The organism is Paraburkholderia sp. J12, assembly GCF_905220215.1.
Taxonomy (GTDB): domain Bacteria; phylum Pseudomonadota; class Gammaproteobacteria; order Burkholderiales; family Burkholderiaceae; genus Paraburkholderia.
In genome coordinates this window covers 13845-31995 of the sequence record NZ_CAJMZC010000009.1, presented here as the reverse complement: position 1 = coordinate 31995, position 18151 = coordinate 13845, and the positions used below count along the sequence as shown (strand labels likewise).

The following is an 18151-nucleotide window of genomic DNA, read 5'->3' as shown; positions in this document are numbered from 1 at the left end:
CCGCCGTCGTTACCCCGCTGTCTTTACCCTGATTACACCGAAGAGAAGAGAGGCCATCCATGCAAGTTCCAGTCGTCGGGTTGATTCTGCTCGTGATCGTCGTCGTGCTGATCGCCCAGACTATCAAGATCGTGCCGCAGCAGCACGCCTGGGTGCTCGAGCGGCTCGGCCGCTATCACGCCACGCTCACGCCGGGGCTCTCGATCGTGCTGCCGTTCGTGGATCGCGTGGCCTACAAGCACGTGCTCAAGGAAATCCCGCTCGACGTGCCGAGCCAGGTCTGCATCACGCGCGACAACACGCAACTGCAGGTGGACGGCGTGCTGTACTTCCAGGTGACCGACCCGATGAAGGCGTCGTACGGATCGAGCAACTACGTGTTCGCGATCACGCAGCTCTCGCAGACCACGCTGCGCTCGGTGATCGGGCGGCTCGAACTCGACAAGACCTTCGAAGAGCGCGACTTCATCAACCACAGCGTGGTGTCGGCGCTCGACGAGGCGGCCTCGAACTGGGGGGTGAAGGTGCTGCGCTACGAGATCAAGGATCTCACGCCGCCCAAGGAGATCCTCCACGCCATGCAGGCACAGATCACGGCCGAGCGCGAGAAGCGCGCGCTGATCGCGGCTTCCGAGGGCCGCAAGCAGGAGCAGATCAATCTCGCGGCGGGCGCGCGCGAGGCGGCGATCCAGAAGTCGGAGGGCGAGAGGCAGGCAGCGATCAACCAGGCGCAGGGTCAGGCGGCGGCGATCCTCGCGGTGGCCGAGGCCAATGCGCAGGCGATCCAGAAGATCGGCGCCTCGATCCAGACCCAGGGCGGCATGGACGCCGTCAACCTCAAGGTCGCGGAGCAGTATGTGAATGCGTTCGGCAATCTCGCGAAGCAGGGCAACACGCTGATCGTGCCGGGCGACATGGGCGATCTGTCGACGATGATCGCCTCGGCGCTCACGATCGTGAACCGCTCGGGCATGCGCGAGCAGCAGGTGAAGGGCGCCTGAGCCTGAGCTGCGGCGAAAGGGCGCGGGCCGCTGTCGATCCCAGGCGTCGGTCTGGAACGTCGGTACAAAACGGGAACGGGCCGCAGAGGCGGCCCGTCTCTTCATCAATCGGCGCGGTTCAGCGTTGTAACGCCGGCAGGTTTCATCAGGTAGGCGAGCGCATGAGGCGCGCCTTTTCGCGCTCCCAGTCGCGCTTCTTCTCGGTCTCGCGCTTGTCGTGCTGCTTCTTGCCCTTGGCGAGGCCGATTTCGCACTTCACGCGGCCGTCCTTGTAGTGGAAGTTCAGCGGCACGAGCGTATAGCCGCGCTGCTCGACCTTGCCGATCAGCTTGTCGATCTGGTCCCGGTGCAGGAGCAGCTTGCGCGTGCGCACCGGGTCGGGATGGATGTGAGTCGAGGCTTCCGGCAACGGGCTGATGTGCGTGCCGATCAGGAACAGCTCGCCTTCCTTGATGACGACGTAGCCTTCCTTGATCTGGCCGCGACCCGCGCGCAGCGCCTTGACCTCCCATCCTTCGAGCACGAGCCCGGCCTCGTGGCGCTCTTCGATGAAATAGTCGAAGAACGCTTTTCTGTTGTCGATGATGCTCATAGAAAAATGGAAAAGGCCCAACTCGTTTAAAATTACGATTTTAGCAAAGCGGGCCCGCGAACCAGCAAAGCCGGCCCGCGAGCGCTTTCCTCACTTTGTCACGCGTTGCCACCTTATGGCGGATGTCCAGAAAACCGTGCTGATTCGCCACTCGGCGGAACAGATGTTCGACCTCGTCACCGACGTGGCCGACTACCCCAACTTCCTGCCGTGGTGCGGCGGCATCGAGATCCGCCGCCAGGACGAGAACGGCATGGAGGCGAAGATCGACATCCACTTCAAGGGCATCAAGCAGCACTTTGCCACGCGCAACACGCAAAAGCGGCCGGAGCGCATCGACATGGAGTTCGCCGACGGCCCGTTTCGCAAATTCACGGGCTACTGGCGCTTCACGCCGCTGCGCGCGGACGCCTGCAAGATCGAGTTCGCGCTGCACTACGAGTTTTCTAACATCATTCTGGAAAAGCTCATCGGGCCGGTGTTTCATCACATCGCGAACACCTTCGTCGATTCCTTTGTGAAGCGCGCCGACCAGCGCTACGGCAAGCCATGAGCGCGAACCTTTCCGTCGACGTCTGCTACGCGCTGCCCGACGGGCAGACGCTCATTCCCGTCGAGCTGGCGCCGGGCGCGACCGTCCGGCAGGCGATCGACGCCAGCGGGATTCTGCGGCAGCACCCGGAAATCGACCTCGAGAAGCTCAAGGTGGGCATCTACGGCAAGATCAAGCCGCTCGACGCCGTGCTGGCCGATCACGACCGCGTGGAGATCTACCGGCCGCTGATCGTCGATCCCAAGGCCGCGCGCCAGCGGCGCGTGGACAAGACCCGCAAGGCCGGCTCCGTGGAAGGGCGCAAGTGGTTGCCCAAGGATTCGCGTTAGCCGTCGGCTTTTCCGTTAGCCTTCGGCGTTCCCTAACGCAACGGGCCAAAGCGGCAGGTGTGCGGCTTTGGCCCGTTTTGCTTTCCGGCGGCCGGGTTTTTACGTTGCCGTCTTGCGCCGCTCGCTGCGGCCTTCGCCGCCGATGCCGGGCAGATCGCCTTCCGGCACGAGACCGTCGCCGTGCGCGGTGTCTTCTGGGCCGCCCGAATGCTGGCGCACCGACCAGCTGACCCCCGCCACGAGCAGTACGATGGCCGCCACTTCCAGCACGCGCGGCAGGCGGTGGTCGTAGATGAAGCCGTAGAGCAGGGCAAAGAGCGTCTCGAACACGATCATCTGGCCCGAGAGGGTGAGCGGCAGACGCTTGGCCGCGGCGTTCCAGAGCCCGTTGCCAAGCCACGACGCGCCGATCGCGAGCACGAGATTGAGCTGCCAGAACATCGTCCAGCGCGACGCGGCCACGCTTTCCTGGACCACGCCGGCGGGCAGCGCGAGAATCGCGAGCCACAGCAGGCCGCCGAGCGCGCCCGTCACCACGCCCCAGAGCACCGACCACTCGTTGCCGCTGAAATGGGCGTTGCGATGCAGGTAGCGCGCGTTTTCGACGGCGAACCATGTCCAGCAGACGAGCGCACCCACCGCGCAGCCGATGCCCGCGATCTTCGTGACTGCGCTCACGCCAGAGGCGTCGCCGCTCGCGGCCGTAAAGACATCGACGTTGATGCAGACGATGCCGGCCGCGATCATCGCGAGCGGCCAGACAAGGCGTGCGAGCGGCGCCGCGCCGTGATCGCGCCGGCCGAGCAGCGTCACGGTCACGGGCAGCACGCCGACGATCAGCGAGGCCGGCGCGATGCCGACGAGGTGGATCGCGGTGGCAAGAAAGAGGTAATAGAGCAGGTTGCCCATGAAGGCGAGCTTCACGAGCGCGACGAGGTCGGCGCGCGTGAGGCGCGGCCATACGCGGCGCAGCATCGGCAGGAGCGCGGCCAGCGAGACGAGGCCGTACATCACGTAGCGCCCGGCGCTCAGGAGCAGGGGCGAAAAATCCGGCAGCTGGCGGGGCACGAGGAACACGGTGCCCCATAACGCGCCGGCGAGCACGCCGTACAACACTCCACGCTGCATTTTCGAACGCTCCACATTGGTCTGACTGGGCGCGAGCTTAGCGGGAGGGGCCGTGTGGTGTCTTGTTCGATTCTGCAGCGGTGCGTAAAGGGTCGGATCGAAGGGGGCGTGAAAAATCCTGAGCGCGACCCGCCGATTTTCCGGAAATCGTCGCTAAGCTACTGTTGATACTGATGATTTCCAGGGCGCTATCCCGTATAATCTGCTTTTGCGCCTATAGGATTTGCCATGCGTCTGATCCAGAAAGCACTCACGTTCGATGACGTGCTCCTCGTCCCCGCCTTCTCCGACGTTCTCCCGCGCGACACCAGCCTGAAGACCCGGCTGACCCGCAATATCTCCCTGAACATTCCGCTCGTCTCGGCCGCCATGGATACGGTGACCGAAGGCCGTCTCGCCATTGCAATGGCGCAGCAGGGTGGCGTCGGCATCGTCCACAAGAATCTCACGCCCGCCGAGCAGGCGCGCGAAGTGGCGAAGGTGAAGCGCTTCGAGTCGGGCGTGGTGCGCGATCCGATCACGATCCCGCCGCAGATGAAGGTGCGCGACGTGATCGCCCTGTCGCAACAGCATGGCATTTCGGGCTTCCCGGTCGTGGAAGGCGCGCAGCTGATCGGCATCGTCACGAACCGCGACCTGCGCTTCGAAACGCGCCTCGACGAACCGGTGCGCACGATCATGACGCCGCGCGAGCGCCTCGTGACGGTCAAGGAAGGCACGCCCCTCACCGAAGCCAAGGCGCTGATGCACAGCCACCGCCTCGAGCGCGTGCTGGTTGTCAACGACGCCTTCGAGCTGCGCGGCCTCATGACCGTGAAGGACATCACCAAGCAGACCGAACACCCGGCCGCCTGCAAGGACGAGCATGGCAAGCTGCGCGCGGGCGCGGCAGTGGGCGTCGGTCCGGACAACGAGGAGCGCGTCGAGCTGCTGGTGCAGGCCGGCGTGGACGTCATCGTGGTCGATACGGCGCACGGCCACAGCAAGGGTGTGCTCGAGCGCGTCCAGTGGGTCAAGCGCAACTTCCCGCACGTCGAGGTGATCGGCGGCAACATCGCCACTGCCGACGCAGCGCGCGCGCTGGTCGAATACGGCGCGGACGGCGTGAAGGTCGGCATCGGCCCGGGCTCGATCTGCACGACGCGGATCGTCGCCGGCGTGGGCGTGCCGCAGATCAGCGCGATTGCCAACGTGTCGGACGCACTCAAGGGCACCGGCGTGCCGTGCATCGCCGACGGCGGCGTGCGCTACTCGGGCGACGTCTCCAAGGCGCTCGCCGCCGGCGCGAACGCCGTGATGATGGGCAGCATGTTCGCGGGCACCGAAGAGGCGCCGGGCGACGTGTTCCTCTATCAGGGCCGCCAGTACAAGTCGTACCGCGGCATGGGCTCGGTCGGCGCGATGAAGGACGGCGCGGCGGACCGCTACTTCCAGGACAACTCGGCGAACATCGACAAGCTCGTGCCGGAAGGCATCGAAGGCCGCGTCGCCTACAAGGGCTCGGTCAACGCGATCCTGTTCCAGCTGATCGGCGGCGTGCGCGCCTCGATGGGCTACTGCGGCTGCCGCACGATCGACGAGATGCACGACAAGGCGGCATTCGTCGAGATCACGTCGGCGGGCATGCGCGAGTCGCACGTTCACGATGTCCAGATCACCAAGGAAGCGCCCAACTATCACGTGGACTGATCGCCGATGAAGCCGCTGCTGCGCGTTGTGCTGATTGTCGATGCGTTGATGCTGCTGGGTTTCGGAGTGCTGTTCCTGCTGACTCCGTGGGCCTCGCTCTTCGACGCGCTGCAACTGGTGCAGCCGCAGCCGCCGCTCGTCGGGCAGGTGTTCGGCGTGGTGCTGCTAGGTTTCGCGTGGCTTGCCGCGCGCGCGGCGTTCGACGGTGCGATGACTGCACCTGTCGGCCGGGTGGCCGGCCATATCGACTGGATTGCCGGTGTCCTGCTGCTGGTCTGGCTGATCGGGCTGCATACGCCGCGGCTCACGGGTTTTGGCCAGTTGCTGGCGGGCGGGCTGGGCGCCTGGTTGATTCTGGTGGGGTTGGGGCTCGCGCGGCTGGCCGCTGCGGTCAGGCGGCGCGACAAGGCGCTTGCGGCCGAAGCCGCCGCCGTGGAGCGCGATGCCCGCGACGCTGCAAAACGCGAGCGGCGGCAGGAGCCGGTGACGTACGCGGCGCCGGTATTCGCCGGTGTCGCGGCGGCGGTGGCTCCTGTGGCGGCGCCCGCAGCTCCGTCGGCTGCTACACCGGTGGAGCAACCCGTCGAGCGCCCGGCGCCGCATGTATCGCCTGTGGCGCCCCTGTCGGGGAGCCACGCCACGGTGGAAGCCGAAGCGGCGCGTCTAGCGGCCCGCGACGAGGCTGCCGACGCACCGAGGCCGCCGCTCCATGGCTGAGCGGCGCCGGGCGCCCCGACAGCCCGCTGCCCGAGCCGCATTGCGTCCGCACCCTGGTCCTGACTGCCGCTCGATGCGCGGCTGTTCGCTTTCCTTATTCACGCTGCGTGTCACAGGCGCGCGGCTTTCCGTATCCGTTCTCTTTAGGTCTCGTCCGCTGCCATGCACGACAAAATCCTGATTCTCGACTTCGGTTCGCAAGTCACCCAACTCATCGCGCGCCGCGTGCGCGAAGCCCACGTCTATTCGGAAGTGCATCCGTACGATGTGGATGACGCGTTCATCCGCGAATTCGCTCCGAAGGGCATCATCCTTTCGGGTGGCCCGAACTCGGTCACGACCTCGGACACCCCGCGCGCGCCGCAGGCCGTGTTCGAGCTGGGCGTGCCGGTACTCGGCATCTGCTACGGCATGCAGACGATGGCCGAGCAGCTGGGCGGCAAGGTCGATAACGGCCATTTGCGCGAATTCGGCTATGCCGAAGTGCGTGCGCGCAATCACACGACCCTGCTCGAAGGTATCGAGGACTTCCAGACGCCGGAAGGCCACGGCATGCTCAAGGTCTGGATGAGCCACGGCGACAAGGTCACGGAAATGCCGGAAGGCTTCAAGCTGATGGCCTCGACCGAGTCGTGCCCGGTCGCCGCGATGGCCGACGAAGCGCGCCATTTCTACGGCCTGCAATGGCACCCGGAAGTCACGCACACGGTCAAGGGCCGCGCGATGCTGGAGCGCTTCGTGCTCGGCATCTGCGGCGCGAAGGCCGACTGGGAGATGGGCCACTACATCGAAGAGGCCGTCGAGACGATCCGCAAGCAGGTGGGCGACGAGCACGTGATCCTGGGTCTCTCGGGTGGCGTGGATTCGTCGGTGGCGGCGGCGCTCCTGCATCGCGCGATCGGCGACCAGCTGACCTGCGTGTTCGTCGATCATGGCCTGCTGCGCCTGAACGAAGCCGAGCAGGTGATGAAGACCTTCGCCGAGAACCTCGGCGTGAAGGTGATCCACGTCGACGCGAGCGGGCCGTTCCTCTCGAAGCTCGCCGGCGTGACGGATCCGGAAGCGAAGCGCAAGATCATCGGCGCGGAATTCGTCGAAGTGTTCCAGGCCGAAGCCGGCAAGCTCACCGATGCGAAGTGGCTCGCCCAGGGCACGATCTATCCGGACGTGATCGAGTCGGCAGGCAAGGGCAAGAACGCTGCGCACACGATCAAGAGCCACCACAACGTGGGTGGCCTGCCGGAGACGCTGAATCTCAAGCTGCTCGAACCGCTGCGCGAACTGTTCAAGGACGAAGTGCGCGAGCTGGGCGTGAAGCTCGGCCTGCCGCACGAGATGGTGTATCGCCATCCGTTCCCGGGCCCCGGCCTCGGCGTGCGGATTCTGGGCGAAGTGAAGCGCGAGTTCGCCGACCTGCTGCGTCGTGCCGATGCGATTTTCATCGAGACGCTGCGCAACACCATCGACAAGGAAACCGGCAAGTCGTGGTACGACCTGACGAGCCAGGCGTTCGCGGTGTTCCTGCCGGTGAAGAGCGTCGGGGTGATGGGCGACGGGCGCACCTATGAATATGTGGTGGCGCTGCGTGCGGTGCAGACGCAGGACTTCATGACGGCGCATTGGGCGCATCTGCCGCATGAGCTGTTGGGGCATGTGTCGAATCGGATTATCAATGAAGTGCGCGGCATTAATCGTGTCGTGTATGACATTTCGGGGAAGCCGCCGGCGACGATTGAGTGGGAGTGATTCAGGATCCTCTGCAGAGGTCTGCAGAGGTCCGGAGATTCTCTGGATGACGATAGACCGTAAAAAACAAAAAACCCCGCTGCGAAGGCTTGGCGGGGTCCTGCTGGACTGCGTTGTACCAGCTTGAACTGACCCTGCCTCGTTTCCACGTACAGCAAGATCATGCAGCGATCAAACCTGCCTTGTAGTCAGTCGACAGGTTGTTGATACATCGAGAGATCGCGCGCGAACCGAGTTTGCTTGCCGACGTCAAGCCGATTTCGAACCCTGAGAAACGAACTCAAGAAACGTTTTTACTTTCGACGGGAGGTATCGTCGATTCGGGTAGACGCCATAGACAACCGGACTGAAAAACCGGTAGTCGGTCAGAACCCTTTCCAGCCGCGAGGCAAGCAGGTCGGGCTCGATAAGGCAGTCTGGAAGAAACGCGAGTCCCATGTCATTCAGCGCGGACTGATGCAACAGCGTCTCGTTGTTGCTTTGCAGCGTGGGCGCGAATTTAACGGACTCCGTTCCGTTGGATCCCTGCGCGCTGATGCCGTTTCCCGAAGGATGATGCGTATAGGCAAGAATCGCGTGGCGGGCAAGATCGGCGAGCCTGGCTGGATAGCCGGCACGCCGCAAATATGCAGGACTGCCTACTAGCCAAAACGTCACCTTGCCGATGGGCCGCGCAATCAGCGTGGAAGGCAACAGTCCGCGACTGGTGACTCTCAGCGCGAGGTCGAAGCCCTCTTCGACAAGATTGACCTGGCGGCCGGACATGTCGATATCGAGTCGAACCTCGGGAAAAGCCGACTGATAACCGGAGAGCAACTGCACGAATTCGGCATTGGCCATCCACACTGGCACGCTGATCTTCAACACGCCGGTGGGAGAAGTCGTGGCGTTTCTGACAACGGCCTCGACTTCGTTGAGTTCGTCCAGCATGCGTCGCGAGTGATCCAGATAAATCGCGCCGGGTTCGGTCAGGCTCAAACGCCGGCTGGTGCGGTTTAGCAGGAGCGTGCCCAGTTTGCTTTCGAGGTCGATGACGTGTTTGCTGGCCATCGCCGTTGAAATACTCATTCGCCGCGCGGCGGAGGAGAAACTGCCGAGTTCCGCGACCAGGCGGAATATTTTTATGCTGACGAGCGTATCCATCCGCAGCAGCCTCAATCCCGCGGGGAAATCGAAAGAGTCATTTCGGATTCATCATCAAAGCGTGCGCATCAATAGCTGAATGCTCGTGGCGTGTCGTCCAATTGCGGCGCGCCGCCGAAGCGTCCGGCCAACGCTTCGGACGCACGGGCGAGCATCACGGCGTCGATCCCGACGGCGATGAACTGCGCGCCCATCTCGAAGTAACGCTGCGCGCTCGGTTCGTCGACCATCAACAATCCCGCCGGTTTGCCGCAACGCGCGAGGCGTCCGATCGCGGCATCGACGGCGCCGCGCACTTCGGGGTGGCCCGCGTTCCCCATGTGTCCGAGGCTTGCAGCGAGATCTGCCGGTCCGATGAACACGCCGTCCACGCCGGGCACGGCCGCGATCGCTTCGAGATTGTCGAGGCCCATGCGCGTCTCGATCTGAACCAGCACGCAAAGCTGTGCCGCTGCCTCACGGGCGTAATTGCCGATACGGCCGAAGCGGGTCGCGCGCACCGTCGATCCGCCTACGCCGCGCACGCCGTCCGGAGGATAACGCGTTGCCGCGACGGCTCGGGCCGCTTCTTCCGCCGTCTGAACGTAGGGAATCAGCAGCGTCTGCACGCCGAGGTCGAGATAACGCTTGATGAGTACGGTGTCGTTCCAGGCCGGGCGTACCACGATCGACGTGGGCGACGCCTGTGTGGCCTGAAGTTGGGCGAGTACCGACGATACGTCGTTGGGCGCGTGCTCGGCATCGAGCATCAGCCAGTCGAATCCCGCCCCGGCGACGATCTCCGTCGTGTAGGCGTTCGCGAGCACGGACCAGAGCCCCACTTGCGGACGTCCGTCGGCGAGGGCTGCTTTGAAGCGGTTCACGGGGTTGTTCATGAGGGTTCGTCGGTCAGTCAGAAAAGCGCAGCCAAATCACTGTACGGATCTGTCGTGCGGCGAGCAATGCGTTCGTCGCATAATGTTTCACTGGGTGGACATGTTGATGAACGGAGAGGGCGGATATGGAGATCGCAGGGCAGGACGACGATTCGTCAAAAGTGCAGGGCGTGCGGGTGGTCGACCGTGTTATCGATACGTTGCGGATTCTCGCGTCCGGACAGGACCGGGGCGTACGCCTGACCGACGTGGTGACGCAAACCGGGCTGAGCCGGCCGACTGCGCACCGCATTTTGCAGGCGCTGATCAAGGGCGGGGCCGCGGAGCAGGACGAGCACACGCGCCGTTATCTCATCGGCACGGAAATGATGCTGATGGGATTCGCCCGCGTGAAGTTTCCGATTTGCGTGGCGGCCGAGCCTTATCTGCTACAGCTTGCCGAAGAACTCGGCGACACCGTATTTCTCACGATCCGTTCGGGCTGTGACTCAGTCTGCGTGGACCGCAAGATCGGCAGCTATCCCGTCAAGGTCATGTCGATCGATGTGGGCGCACGGCGTCCGCTGGGTGCCGGCGTGGCGGGGATCGTGCTGCTGGCGGCGTTGCCGGACGAGAACGTAGTCGACATTTGCGCGATGAACGAACCGCGCCTGCGGCAATTCAATCTCGACGGCGCAGCGATTCTCGAGCGGGTCGGTGAAACGCGCTCGCGCGGCTACGCATTCGTGCCGATGGGCGTGATGCCGGGCACGCGTGCGCTGGCCGTGCCCGTGCGCAACGCTTGCGGCGCCACCATCGCCGCGATCAGCATGACGTCGATCGCCGAACGCTTGCCGCCCGAGAACGTCGAACGCGTGGCGGCGCTTCTCGCCAAAAAAGCGGCCGTTGTGGCACGCCGTCTCGATCAGATGGAAAACGCCCGCTCTTCGCGGCGTGCTTCCTCCACACGCAAAAAAGTCCACCTAGTGGAATAGACGGCGATGTGACGGTTGTTGCGCCGCGACCCGCGGTGCCATGATGGGTTCAACAGCGAAGGGCACGACCGCGAGGTGGTGTCCTTTACCACAAACATGCCGCCCGACCAGGACCGATGTCCGTTACGGCGCGGCGCAGGAGATTAGTCGATGCGTATCGAAGCCAGCGAACTGGATGCCCAGCGGTCATACCGGCTCATTACCGGGCTCGTGGTGCCGCGCCCCATTGCATGGGTTTCCACGCAGTCTGAAGCCGGCCTCGTGAACCTCGCGCCGTTCAGCGCATTCACGTTCGTTTCTCCCAAGCCGCCAATGCTCGCGATCAGCGTGGGTCATAAGGCCGGCGTCTATAAAGACACGGCACGCAACATCCTTGCTACGGAAGAGTTCGTCGTTCATATCGCCGATCACGCCTTGATGGAGTCCGTGCACCAGAGCGCGAAGGAATATCCGTCCGATGTGAGCGAGGTGGAAGCGCTCGGGCTCGAAACCCTTGCCTCGGACAAGATCAAACCGCCTCGTATCGCCGGCGCTCCCGTTGCGATGGAATGCCGGTTTCGTCAATGCATCGAATTCGGCGATACACGCAGCCGTCTGATCGTGGGCGAAGTACTGGTTTTCCACGTGCGCGATGGACTGGTGAACGACGGCAAGGTGGAAACGCGTGAGCTGGACCCGATCGCGCGCCTGGCCGGTCCGAACTACGCGCGCGTTGGCGAAATCACGACGTTGCGCCCCATCTTTCAGACGCCCAAGCAGTAATTCGCCTGACCCCGGCCCCGAACGTATTACATCGATAGCCGTTAAGCGGCATTCAGGAGACAGACGTGGCGGTTGGAATATCGAGCGACTATTCGCGCGCGCAGCGGTTGGCGATCATCGTGTCGTGCATTCTGGGTTTCGCGCTGGATCTCTATGACGTGCTGATCCTGCCGTATCTCATGCCTTCTATCCAGCACACGCTTGGTCTTTCTCTCGTCGATCTCGCGAGCATCACGACCGTTACGCTGATCGGATCTGTGATCGGCGGAGCGCTGTTCGGCTGGCTCGGCGACCGCATCGGGCGAAGAACCGCGCTGCAGTTGACGTTGGGCGTGTTCGCGCTGGCGTCGGTCGCTTCGGCGTTCGCCTGGAGCTACGGCTCGCTCGCGGCGTTGCGCTTCGCCACGGGCATCGGTCTCGGCGGCGAGTGGGGCGCCGGCATGGTGCTTTTCAACGAGACCTGGAACCCGAATCGGCGCGGTCTCGGGAGTGCGCTCATCCAGGCGGCGGCGACGATCGCCACAGCCGGCGCTTCCGTCGTCGGTATCTGGCTGGTCACCGCATTCACGCCAGAATGGAGCTGGCGGCTCGGCTTTCTCACGGGCGGTTCTCCCGTCGTGCTGATGATTGCGATCCGCTTCTGGATGCCCGAGTCGCGCGCATGGCAGGCATCGGTCAGTCAGCGCAAACAAGCGGCGGCCGGTGCGCGGCATGCATCGCCAATCCGCGCCGTGATGACGCGCCGGCTCGCGCTGGTCGCGGCAGCCAGCGGGCTCTGGATGACGGGTTACATGTTCTGCTATTACGCCATCGTCGTCTTTCTGCCGACCCTGATGCTCAAAGTGCTGAAGGCGCCGCCCGATGTCGTGCGCGAGACGGCCGTGACGGCGGCCGTGCTCGGAGGCATCAGTTATCTCGTGATGGGCTGGTGCAACGACCGCTTCGGCCGTCGATTCGGCGCGGTGGTTCCCGCGCTGGGCTGGATAGTTTGCCTTGGCCTGTTGTATGCGACCGGCGGCGGTCATTACGAAGGCCGGCTGTTGCTCTGGCCGATGTTCTGGATTGCCGTGGCGTTCTCGATCGGCAATTCCGCCGTAGGTGTGGTCGGTGCCTGGTTATCCGAACTATTTCCGATTGAGGTCCGTTCGACGCTGGTTTCCAGCGCCTACATGATCGGCCGGGCGATGGGCAGCCTCGCGCCGATTCTCGTGCCGCTCGTGGCGGCGGCGCGAGGCGGACTTGTGCAAGGGATGCTAGTGGCCGCGCCCGCCGCTGCGCTCTTTCTGGTCATTTCGCTCGTGCTGCCGGAAACGCGCGGCAACGCCTCGCGCCGTTCGCAGACGGACTATGCGCAAGAAGACCGCAAGAGCGGCAGTCCGATTACGCATTAGGTATCCGAACTTTTCCTCTTTCGACAGGTTTTTCATTCCATGCGACTTCTCAGTTTTGTTCCGGTCGACGATGATGCCGCTTCGTTGCGTTATGGTGCGGTCGCACACGGCGGTATCGTCGATTTGGGCGCGCGCCTCGCGCCGCGCCATCCGTCACTGCGCTCGCTGTGCGCGGACCCCGAAGGCATCGCGCTCGCGCGTCATACCCTGGACGGTGTTGCACGCGCCGATTTTTCGCTCGACGAAATCGCATGGCGTGCGCCGATCGGAGATGCTGGGAAAATCTGGTGCATCGGCGTCAATTACGAAGATCGCAATGCCGAGTATCGCGATCAGTCAAAACAACCCGCTTATCCGAGCCTCTTCGCGCGCGTGGCCGATTCGCTTGTCGGGCACGGGCAAGCACTCGTGCGCCCGCGCGTATCCACGCAACTCGACTACGAAGGCGAACTCGTCCTCGTGATAGGAAAGCGCGGCCGGCACATTCCGCGCGAGCGCGCGCTCGAACACGTGTTCGGCATGACACTGGCGAACGAAGGCACGGTGCGCGACTGGCTCTATCACGCGAAATTCAACGTGACGCAGGGAAAGAATTTTGACGCATCGGGCAGCATCGGGCCGTGGATCGTAACGGCGGACGAACTCGATCCGGGCGCGACGCACACTATTCGCACCCGCGTAAACGGCGAATTGCGTCAGGAGGAAACGACGCAGCGAATGATCTTCGATTTTTCGTATCTGATCGCCTATTTGAGTATGTTCGCCACGCTGCATCCAGGCGATTTGATCCTCACGGGCACGCCAACGGGCGCGGGCGCACGCTTCGATCCGCCGCGCTGGCTCGTGCCCGGCGACGTGGTCGAAATCGAATCGCCGAATCTTGGCGTGCTTCGCAATACCGTGATTGACGAGGCCTGAACCATGCTGACCCACGATGTCATCGAAACGCTCGCTGCGAGACTCGACGAAGCGGAAACCACGCGGATACCGCTGCCGGTTTTCACGCACGAGCTTCCCGATCTTGATCTGAGCGACGCCTATGCAATCCAGAGCACGTGGATCGCGCGTAAGCTGGCCCGAGGCGGCCGCGTGGTCGGGCACAAGATTGGACTGACTTCGAAGGCGATGCAGGACGCGGTGGGGATCGACGAGCCGGATTACGGCGTGTTGCTAGACGACATGGTCGTGGCCGACGGCAGTTCCGTTCCCGCCGGTCGTTTTCGGGCACCGCGTATCGAAGTCGAGCTGGCTTTCGTGCTGGAAAAAACGATCAGTGGTCCGAACTGCTCGCTGTTCGACGTGCTGGAGGCAACACGTTACGTGCGGCCCGCGCTAGAGATACTGGATTCGCGCATGCATCGCCGCGACCCGGAAACGGGACGTCTGCGCACGGTTCGCGACACGATCGCCGATAACGCGGCCAATGCCGCGATCGTGCTGGGCGGTCTGCCGATCGCGCCGCATTCGACGGATCTACGCTGGATCGCCGCGCTGCTTTCACGCAATGGCCGCGTCGAGCAAACCGGCGTAGCGGCCGGAGTGCTCAATCATCCTGCCAATGGCATTGCGTGGCTTGCGAACAAACTCGCCATGCACGGAAGCTCGCTGGCGGCGGGGGAAATCGTTCTTGCCGGATCGTTTATACCTCCGGTCGACGTGAGCGCGGGCGACACTTTTCACGCCGACTATGGCCCACTCGGCACGGTTTCGTGTCACTTCAGCTAACGGAATTCCTATGACGGCACGTAAAAGTATTTATATTCCCGGTTTCAAGCACGTGAATCCGATTCCGAACGCCTGCCGGCTCGGCGATATGCTGATGTCGGGCATCATTCTCGGCGTCGATCCAGCAACGGGAGAAGTGGCGCCGACGCTTGAAGAACAATGCGCGCATCTGTTTGCGCACGTGCGGACCATTGTCGAGGCGGCTGGCGGCAGTACCGACAACATCATCAAGATGAACGTATGGCTGAAAGACCGTTCGCAGCGGCAGGCTGTCAACGACGAATGGCTCAAGATGTTTCCCGATCCGCAAACGCGCCCGGCACGTCATGCGCTGACGTTGAACGTCGAAGGGCCGTCGCTGGTTCAGTGCGATTTCATCGCGGTATTCGCGCCAACCTCGGCATCTGCGCCGCAAGCCTGACCGGAGAATCGACGATGCCCGACTATTTCCCGTTTCATCCCGAACCGCGTGCGCCGCGTTCGACATTACCCGCCTTTGCGTGCGACAGTCAGTTTCACGTGTTCGGGCCGGCCGAGCGGTATCCCGTGCAACCGGGCGCCGTGTACGAGATGCCCACGGCTACGATCGAGCGCGCGCTTGCGCTGCACCGCACGCTCGGGTTGCAGCGCGGCGTTATTGTGCAGGCCACGACGTATGGCGCCGACCATCAAGTGGTGCTCGATGCATTGCACCTTGCGGGCCCCGCTTATCGCGGGTGTGCGAACGCACTCGTGCTGAAAGAAAAGAGCGACGCCTATCTTCAGACGCTGCACGACGCCGGCGTGCGCGGCGCCCGCTTTTCCCGGGCCGGACTCGGCGCGTCACTGGCGCCCGATGAAATTCAGCGCGCGCTGGCTAAAGTGCAGGAGTTGGGCTGGTATGTGAAAGTCCAGCCGGGCCCGGATGGCGTTGCATCGTCGATTGCGCCATTCGAAAATCTCGATGTGCCGGTTGTCATCGACCACATGGGGCGGCCCGATCTGAATGCGGGCCGCGATGACCCGAGCCTGCGCAAAGTAATGGAGCTGCTTGAGCGCGGCAACGTATGGGTAATGCTTTCGCTCGGCGAGAAGACTTCGCGTACCGGTTATCCGTGGGACGACGCGGTGCCGCTCGCACGCACGCTGATCGAGGTCGCACCGGATCGCTGCATTTGGGGAAGCGACTGGCCGCATCCCGTTTCCACGAAGGCCCCGCCGAACGACGGCGAACTGGTCGATCTGTTGTGCCGGTACGCGCCCGACGCCGTCACGTTGAAAAAAATTCTCGTCGATAACCCCGCGACGTTGTTCGGCTTTCCCACCGCTAACTGACGCAGCCAGCGGCGCGGTCGGCCGCGCTCCGGCCTGCCGATCGCGCTGCGTCGCCCTGACGGAACCGGATTCGCTTTCGCGGCGTTATCGCAATCGACATAAAAAATAAGCATAACTAATAAATGGAGACAAATATGAAAAAAATACACGTGGTGGCCTGCGGGCTCACCTTACTGGCGATATCGGGCGCGGCGTGTGCGCAGTCGGGCGTGCAGCTTTACGGCGTGATCGACGAGTTCCTGGGTACGCAGACGCCGGTTGGCACGAAGCACGCCTATGGTCTTTTTTCCAACGGGATGCAAACGAGCTATTTCGGCATCGCAGGGAACGAAGATCTCGGCGGCGGCTATGCGGCCGTGTTTCGACTCGAAGCCTATCTAACCCCATCGAGCGGCAAAGTGGGACGCTTTACCGGCGATCCTTCATTCTGGGGCCGCAATGCCTATGTGGGCCTGAAGACGCCAGCGGGGCTGGTGACGGCTGGACGCAATACGGTGCCGTACTTTCTGGACGCACTGAGAGTCAATCCGTTTGGGAACGCATTCGGTTTTTCCCCGGCGATGATCCAGATGTACAAGGGCTTGCCGGGGCAAGAGATTACTGGCGACACCGAATGGAACAATTCGGTCATGTACACGAGCCCCGGCCTCGGCGGCTTCGAACTATCGGCGATTTATGGCTTCGGCAACGCGGCGGGGCGGCCCGGCCAGAACCAGTGGGGCGGTAGCGCGGCATACGGGCGCGGACCTGCCTATGCCGTAGTCGCGTATCAGCAGTTGAAGTACAACGTGACGCCTGGCGATCTCGCTACGTCGATTCCCGGCTTCGAACAGCAATCGGCGCTACTCGCGGGCGCGACCTGGGATTTCCGCGTGGCAAAGGTGTACGGTTTTTATCAGCATGTCGACGATTCGATCACTACAGGCGATCTGTCGACGAATAGCGGGCAGCTTGGCGTATCGGTACCGTTCGGCGACGCGGGCAAACTGATGGCGTCGTACATGTACATGAAGGGCATAGGGCGCGGGGACCCGATTCGACGGACCTGGGCGGTGGGCTATGACTATCGTTTATCGGTGCGTACGGACGTTTACCTGGTCTACACGAACGACCATGCAACGTCGGCCGGCGCGGGCGATACGGCGGGCGTTGGCATTCGAACGGCATTCTGATTCGGCAGATATAAGTCGCAGGCAAGCGCACCCGCGATGCAAAGACGATTGGCGTTCGCATCGCGCGGATTTCAACCGGAGCAAGCGGGGGGCTTCAGGCGCCCGTGAAGCTTTCCGCCTTGAGCGGCGGACCCAATACCTTGATTCCGTGTTGCTCCGAGAGCACCTGGAGGCGATGGAAGTCGGGATGCCCGGGCGTATTGAGCACGTTCGCGTAGTCGGTAAAGAACTGCTCGATTTCGCCAGCCGGATCGAACACGTTCAGTATTCGCGCGGCTTTGCCGTTCAACGGTACGTACGCATGTGGAACGCCCAATGGCGCCAGAAAACTGTCGCCCGTGCGAAGCACAGTGCGTTGCTCGCCGCACTGCACGCCGATGCTGCCGTCGAGCATGAAGAACCATTCGTTCTGCGCGACGTGCAGGTGAAGCGGTGGCGATCGGTCGGGCGGTGTCGTCAGGACGAGCGCGCACAGTCGGCCATCCACGTCGTGTCCGGAAATCTTGACGCTCTCGAACTGTTGTCCGTCGATTTCCAATGCCGCGCCGTCGCGGCTTTCGCCCGCGTTCACCTGGAACGGGCCTGCGGCGCGAGACATTGCCGCCGAGGAATACCCGGGTTTCAGCGCCGCCATGATCGCCACGCCATAGGCCGCTGCGCTTTTTCCCAACAGAGCTCTTCTTTTCGAATCCAATTCAATACTCCCGACTAATCCTGCTGACGACGAAGACAACGCGCTACGCTAAGGATAAGAATCGATGCCGGGAATTTCGTGTAAAACTCCTCGGGGATCTCTGGGAAAACGATAAACGGGAACGACATCCCCATCAATCGGGTAATGATTAATTCAAGTTTTCCTGAGCGTTGACGATCTGGAAAAACCGTTCAGGTTGTGAAGCAGGAGTATTTATCGGAAATGGATGGTGGTGCGCGTGCTTAAGGAGGTGTTGTTTCGTATCGACGCCGGCGAAGTTGTCGGTCGCATCGACGGGAAAATTGCGGGTAAGTACGTTGAAGGAGGTGTTCGGCGGCTTGATAGC

At 63.0% G+C, this 18151-nt stretch carries 19 protein-coding genes; 14 read left to right on the top strand and 5 right to left on the bottom strand.

Annotated elements, in window-relative coordinates; all coding sequences use genetic code 11:
- Window positions 1-59 precede the first annotated feature (59 nt).
- Window positions 60-1001: a stomatin-like protein gene (locus tag U5760_RS19430; RefSeq protein ID WP_322013920.1), complete on the top strand. Its 942-nt coding sequence runs from the start codon at window positions 60-62 to the stop codon at window positions 999-1001.
- Window positions 1002-1146: 145 nt separating this feature from the next.
- Here the strand turns inward: U5760_RS19430 and smpB are convergent, their stop codons facing one another.
- Window positions 1147-1593, bottom strand: coding sequence for an SsrA-binding protein SmpB (gene smpB, locus U5760_RS19425; RefSeq protein WP_028229269.1), 447 nt, complete (start codon window positions 1591-1593; stop codon window positions 1147-1149).
- Window positions 1594-1708: 115 nt separating this feature from the next.
- Between smpB and U5760_RS19420 the strand changes: the two genes are divergently transcribed.
- Together U5760_RS19420 and U5760_RS19415 are read left to right on the top strand one after the other, a co-directional pair.
- Window positions 1709-2146 carry a type II toxin-antitoxin system RatA family toxin gene (locus U5760_RS19420; RefSeq protein WP_322014116.1) on the top strand — a complete coding sequence of 146 codons (438 nt, stop codon included), beginning with the start codon at window positions 1709-1711 and terminating at the stop codon, window positions 2144-2146.
- The gene (locus U5760_RS19415) at window positions 2143-2475 is read left to right on the top strand and encodes an RnfH family protein (RefSeq protein WP_322013919.1); all 333 of its coding nucleotides are present in this window, start codon (window positions 2143-2145) and stop codon (window positions 2473-2475) included. The genes U5760_RS19420 and U5760_RS19415 overlap by 4 nt, the downstream gene beginning before the upstream one ends.
- Window positions 2476-2574: 99 nt before the next feature.
- Here U5760_RS19415 and U5760_RS19410 read toward each other — a convergent pair whose 3' ends face one another.
- Entirely contained in the window at window positions 2575-3603 is a 1029-nt protein-coding gene (locus tag U5760_RS19410) for a DMT family transporter (protein ID WP_322013918.1), read from the bottom strand.
- A 228-nt stretch (window positions 3604-3831) separates the two neighbouring features.
- Here U5760_RS19410 and guaB point away from each other — a divergent pair, with 228 nt between their 5' ends.
- The 3 genes from guaB to guaA all read left to right on the top strand — a co-directional run bounded on the left by guaB (window position 3832) and on the right by guaA (window position 7755).
- Window positions 3832-5292, top strand: coding sequence for an IMP dehydrogenase (guaB, locus tag U5760_RS19405; RefSeq protein WP_322013917.1), 1461 nt, complete (start codon window positions 3832-3834; stop codon window positions 5290-5292).
- Window positions 5293-5298: 6 nt separating this feature from the next.
- On the top strand, window positions 5299-6009 hold the full coding sequence (locus tag U5760_RS19400; protein WP_322013916.1) for a hypothetical protein: 711 nt from the start codon (window positions 5299-5301) through the stop codon (window positions 6007-6009).
- Between the two features lie 162 nt (window positions 6010-6171).
- Window positions 6172-7755 carry a glutamine-hydrolyzing GMP synthase gene (gene guaA, locus U5760_RS19395; RefSeq protein ID WP_322013915.1) on the top strand — a complete coding sequence of 528 codons (1584 nt, stop codon included), beginning with the start codon at window positions 6172-6174 and terminating at the stop codon, window positions 7753-7755.
- A 249-nt stretch (window positions 7756-8004) separates the two neighbouring features.
- Here the strand turns inward: guaA and U5760_RS19390 are convergent, their stop codons facing one another.
- Together U5760_RS19390 and U5760_RS19385 are read right to left on the bottom strand one after the other, a co-directional pair.
- Window positions 8005-8898: a LysR family transcriptional regulator gene (locus tag U5760_RS19390; protein ID WP_322013914.1), complete on the bottom strand. Its 894-nt coding sequence runs from the start codon at window positions 8896-8898 to the stop codon at window positions 8005-8007.
- Window positions 8899-8966: 68 nt separating this feature from the next.
- The gene (locus tag U5760_RS19385) at window positions 8967-9773 is read right to left on the bottom strand and encodes an aldolase/citrate lyase family protein (protein WP_322013913.1); all 807 of its coding nucleotides are present in this window, start codon (window positions 9771-9773) and stop codon (window positions 8967-8969) included.
- A 125-nt stretch (window positions 9774-9898) separates the two neighbouring features.
- Here U5760_RS19385 and U5760_RS19380 point away from each other — a divergent pair, with 125 nt between their 5' ends.
- The 8 genes from U5760_RS19380 (at window position 9899) to U5760_RS19345 (ending at window position 17111) form a co-directional block, all read left to right on the top strand.
- Window positions 9899-10747, top strand: a complete 849-nt coding sequence (locus tag U5760_RS19380) for an IclR family transcriptional regulator (RefSeq protein ID WP_322013912.1) — start codon at window positions 9899-9901, stop codon at window positions 10745-10747.
- A gap of 150 nt (window positions 10748-10897) precedes the next feature.
- Window positions 10898-11509 carry a flavin reductase family protein gene (locus U5760_RS19375; RefSeq protein ID WP_322013911.1) on the top strand — a complete coding sequence of 204 codons (612 nt, stop codon included), beginning with the start codon at window positions 10898-10900 and terminating at the stop codon, window positions 11507-11509.
- Window positions 11510-11574: 65 nt separating this feature from the next.
- Window positions 11575-12900 (top strand): MFS transporter, encoded by a 1326-nt coding sequence (locus U5760_RS19370; RefSeq protein WP_322013910.1) that lies wholly within the window; start codon window positions 11575-11577, stop codon window positions 12898-12900.
- Between the two features lie 39 nt (window positions 12901-12939).
- Window positions 12940-13818 (top strand): fumarylacetoacetate hydrolase family protein, encoded by an 879-nt coding sequence (locus U5760_RS19365; RefSeq protein WP_322013909.1) that lies wholly within the window; start codon window positions 12940-12942, stop codon window positions 13816-13818.
- 3 nt (window positions 13819-13821) lie between these two features.
- Window positions 13822-14625, top strand: coding sequence for a 2-oxo-hept-4-ene-1,7-dioate hydratase (hpaH, locus tag U5760_RS19360; protein ID WP_322013908.1), 804 nt, complete (start codon window positions 13822-13824; stop codon window positions 14623-14625).
- A gap of 10 nt (window positions 14626-14635) precedes the next feature.
- The gene (locus tag U5760_RS19355; protein ID WP_322013907.1) at window positions 14636-15046 is read left to right on the top strand and encodes a RidA family protein; all 411 of its coding nucleotides are present in this window, start codon (window positions 14636-14638) and stop codon (window positions 15044-15046) included.
- 14 nt (window positions 15047-15060) lie between these two features.
- On the top strand, window positions 15061-15939 hold the full coding sequence (locus U5760_RS19350) for an amidohydrolase family protein (protein ID WP_322013906.1): 879 nt from the start codon (window positions 15061-15063) through the stop codon (window positions 15937-15939).
- A gap of 134 nt (window positions 15940-16073) precedes the next feature.
- Window positions 16074-17111, top strand: a complete 1038-nt coding sequence (locus U5760_RS19345; protein WP_322013905.1) for a porin — start codon at window positions 16074-16076, stop codon at window positions 17109-17111.
- A gap of 94 nt (window positions 17112-17205) precedes the next feature.
- Here U5760_RS19345 and U5760_RS19340 read toward each other — a convergent pair whose 3' ends face one another.
- Complete coding sequence (locus U5760_RS19340; protein ID WP_322013904.1) at window positions 17206-17844, bottom strand: cupin domain-containing protein; 639 nt, start codon at window positions 17842-17844, stop codon at window positions 17206-17208.
- Window positions 17845-18151 lie beyond the last annotated feature (307 nt).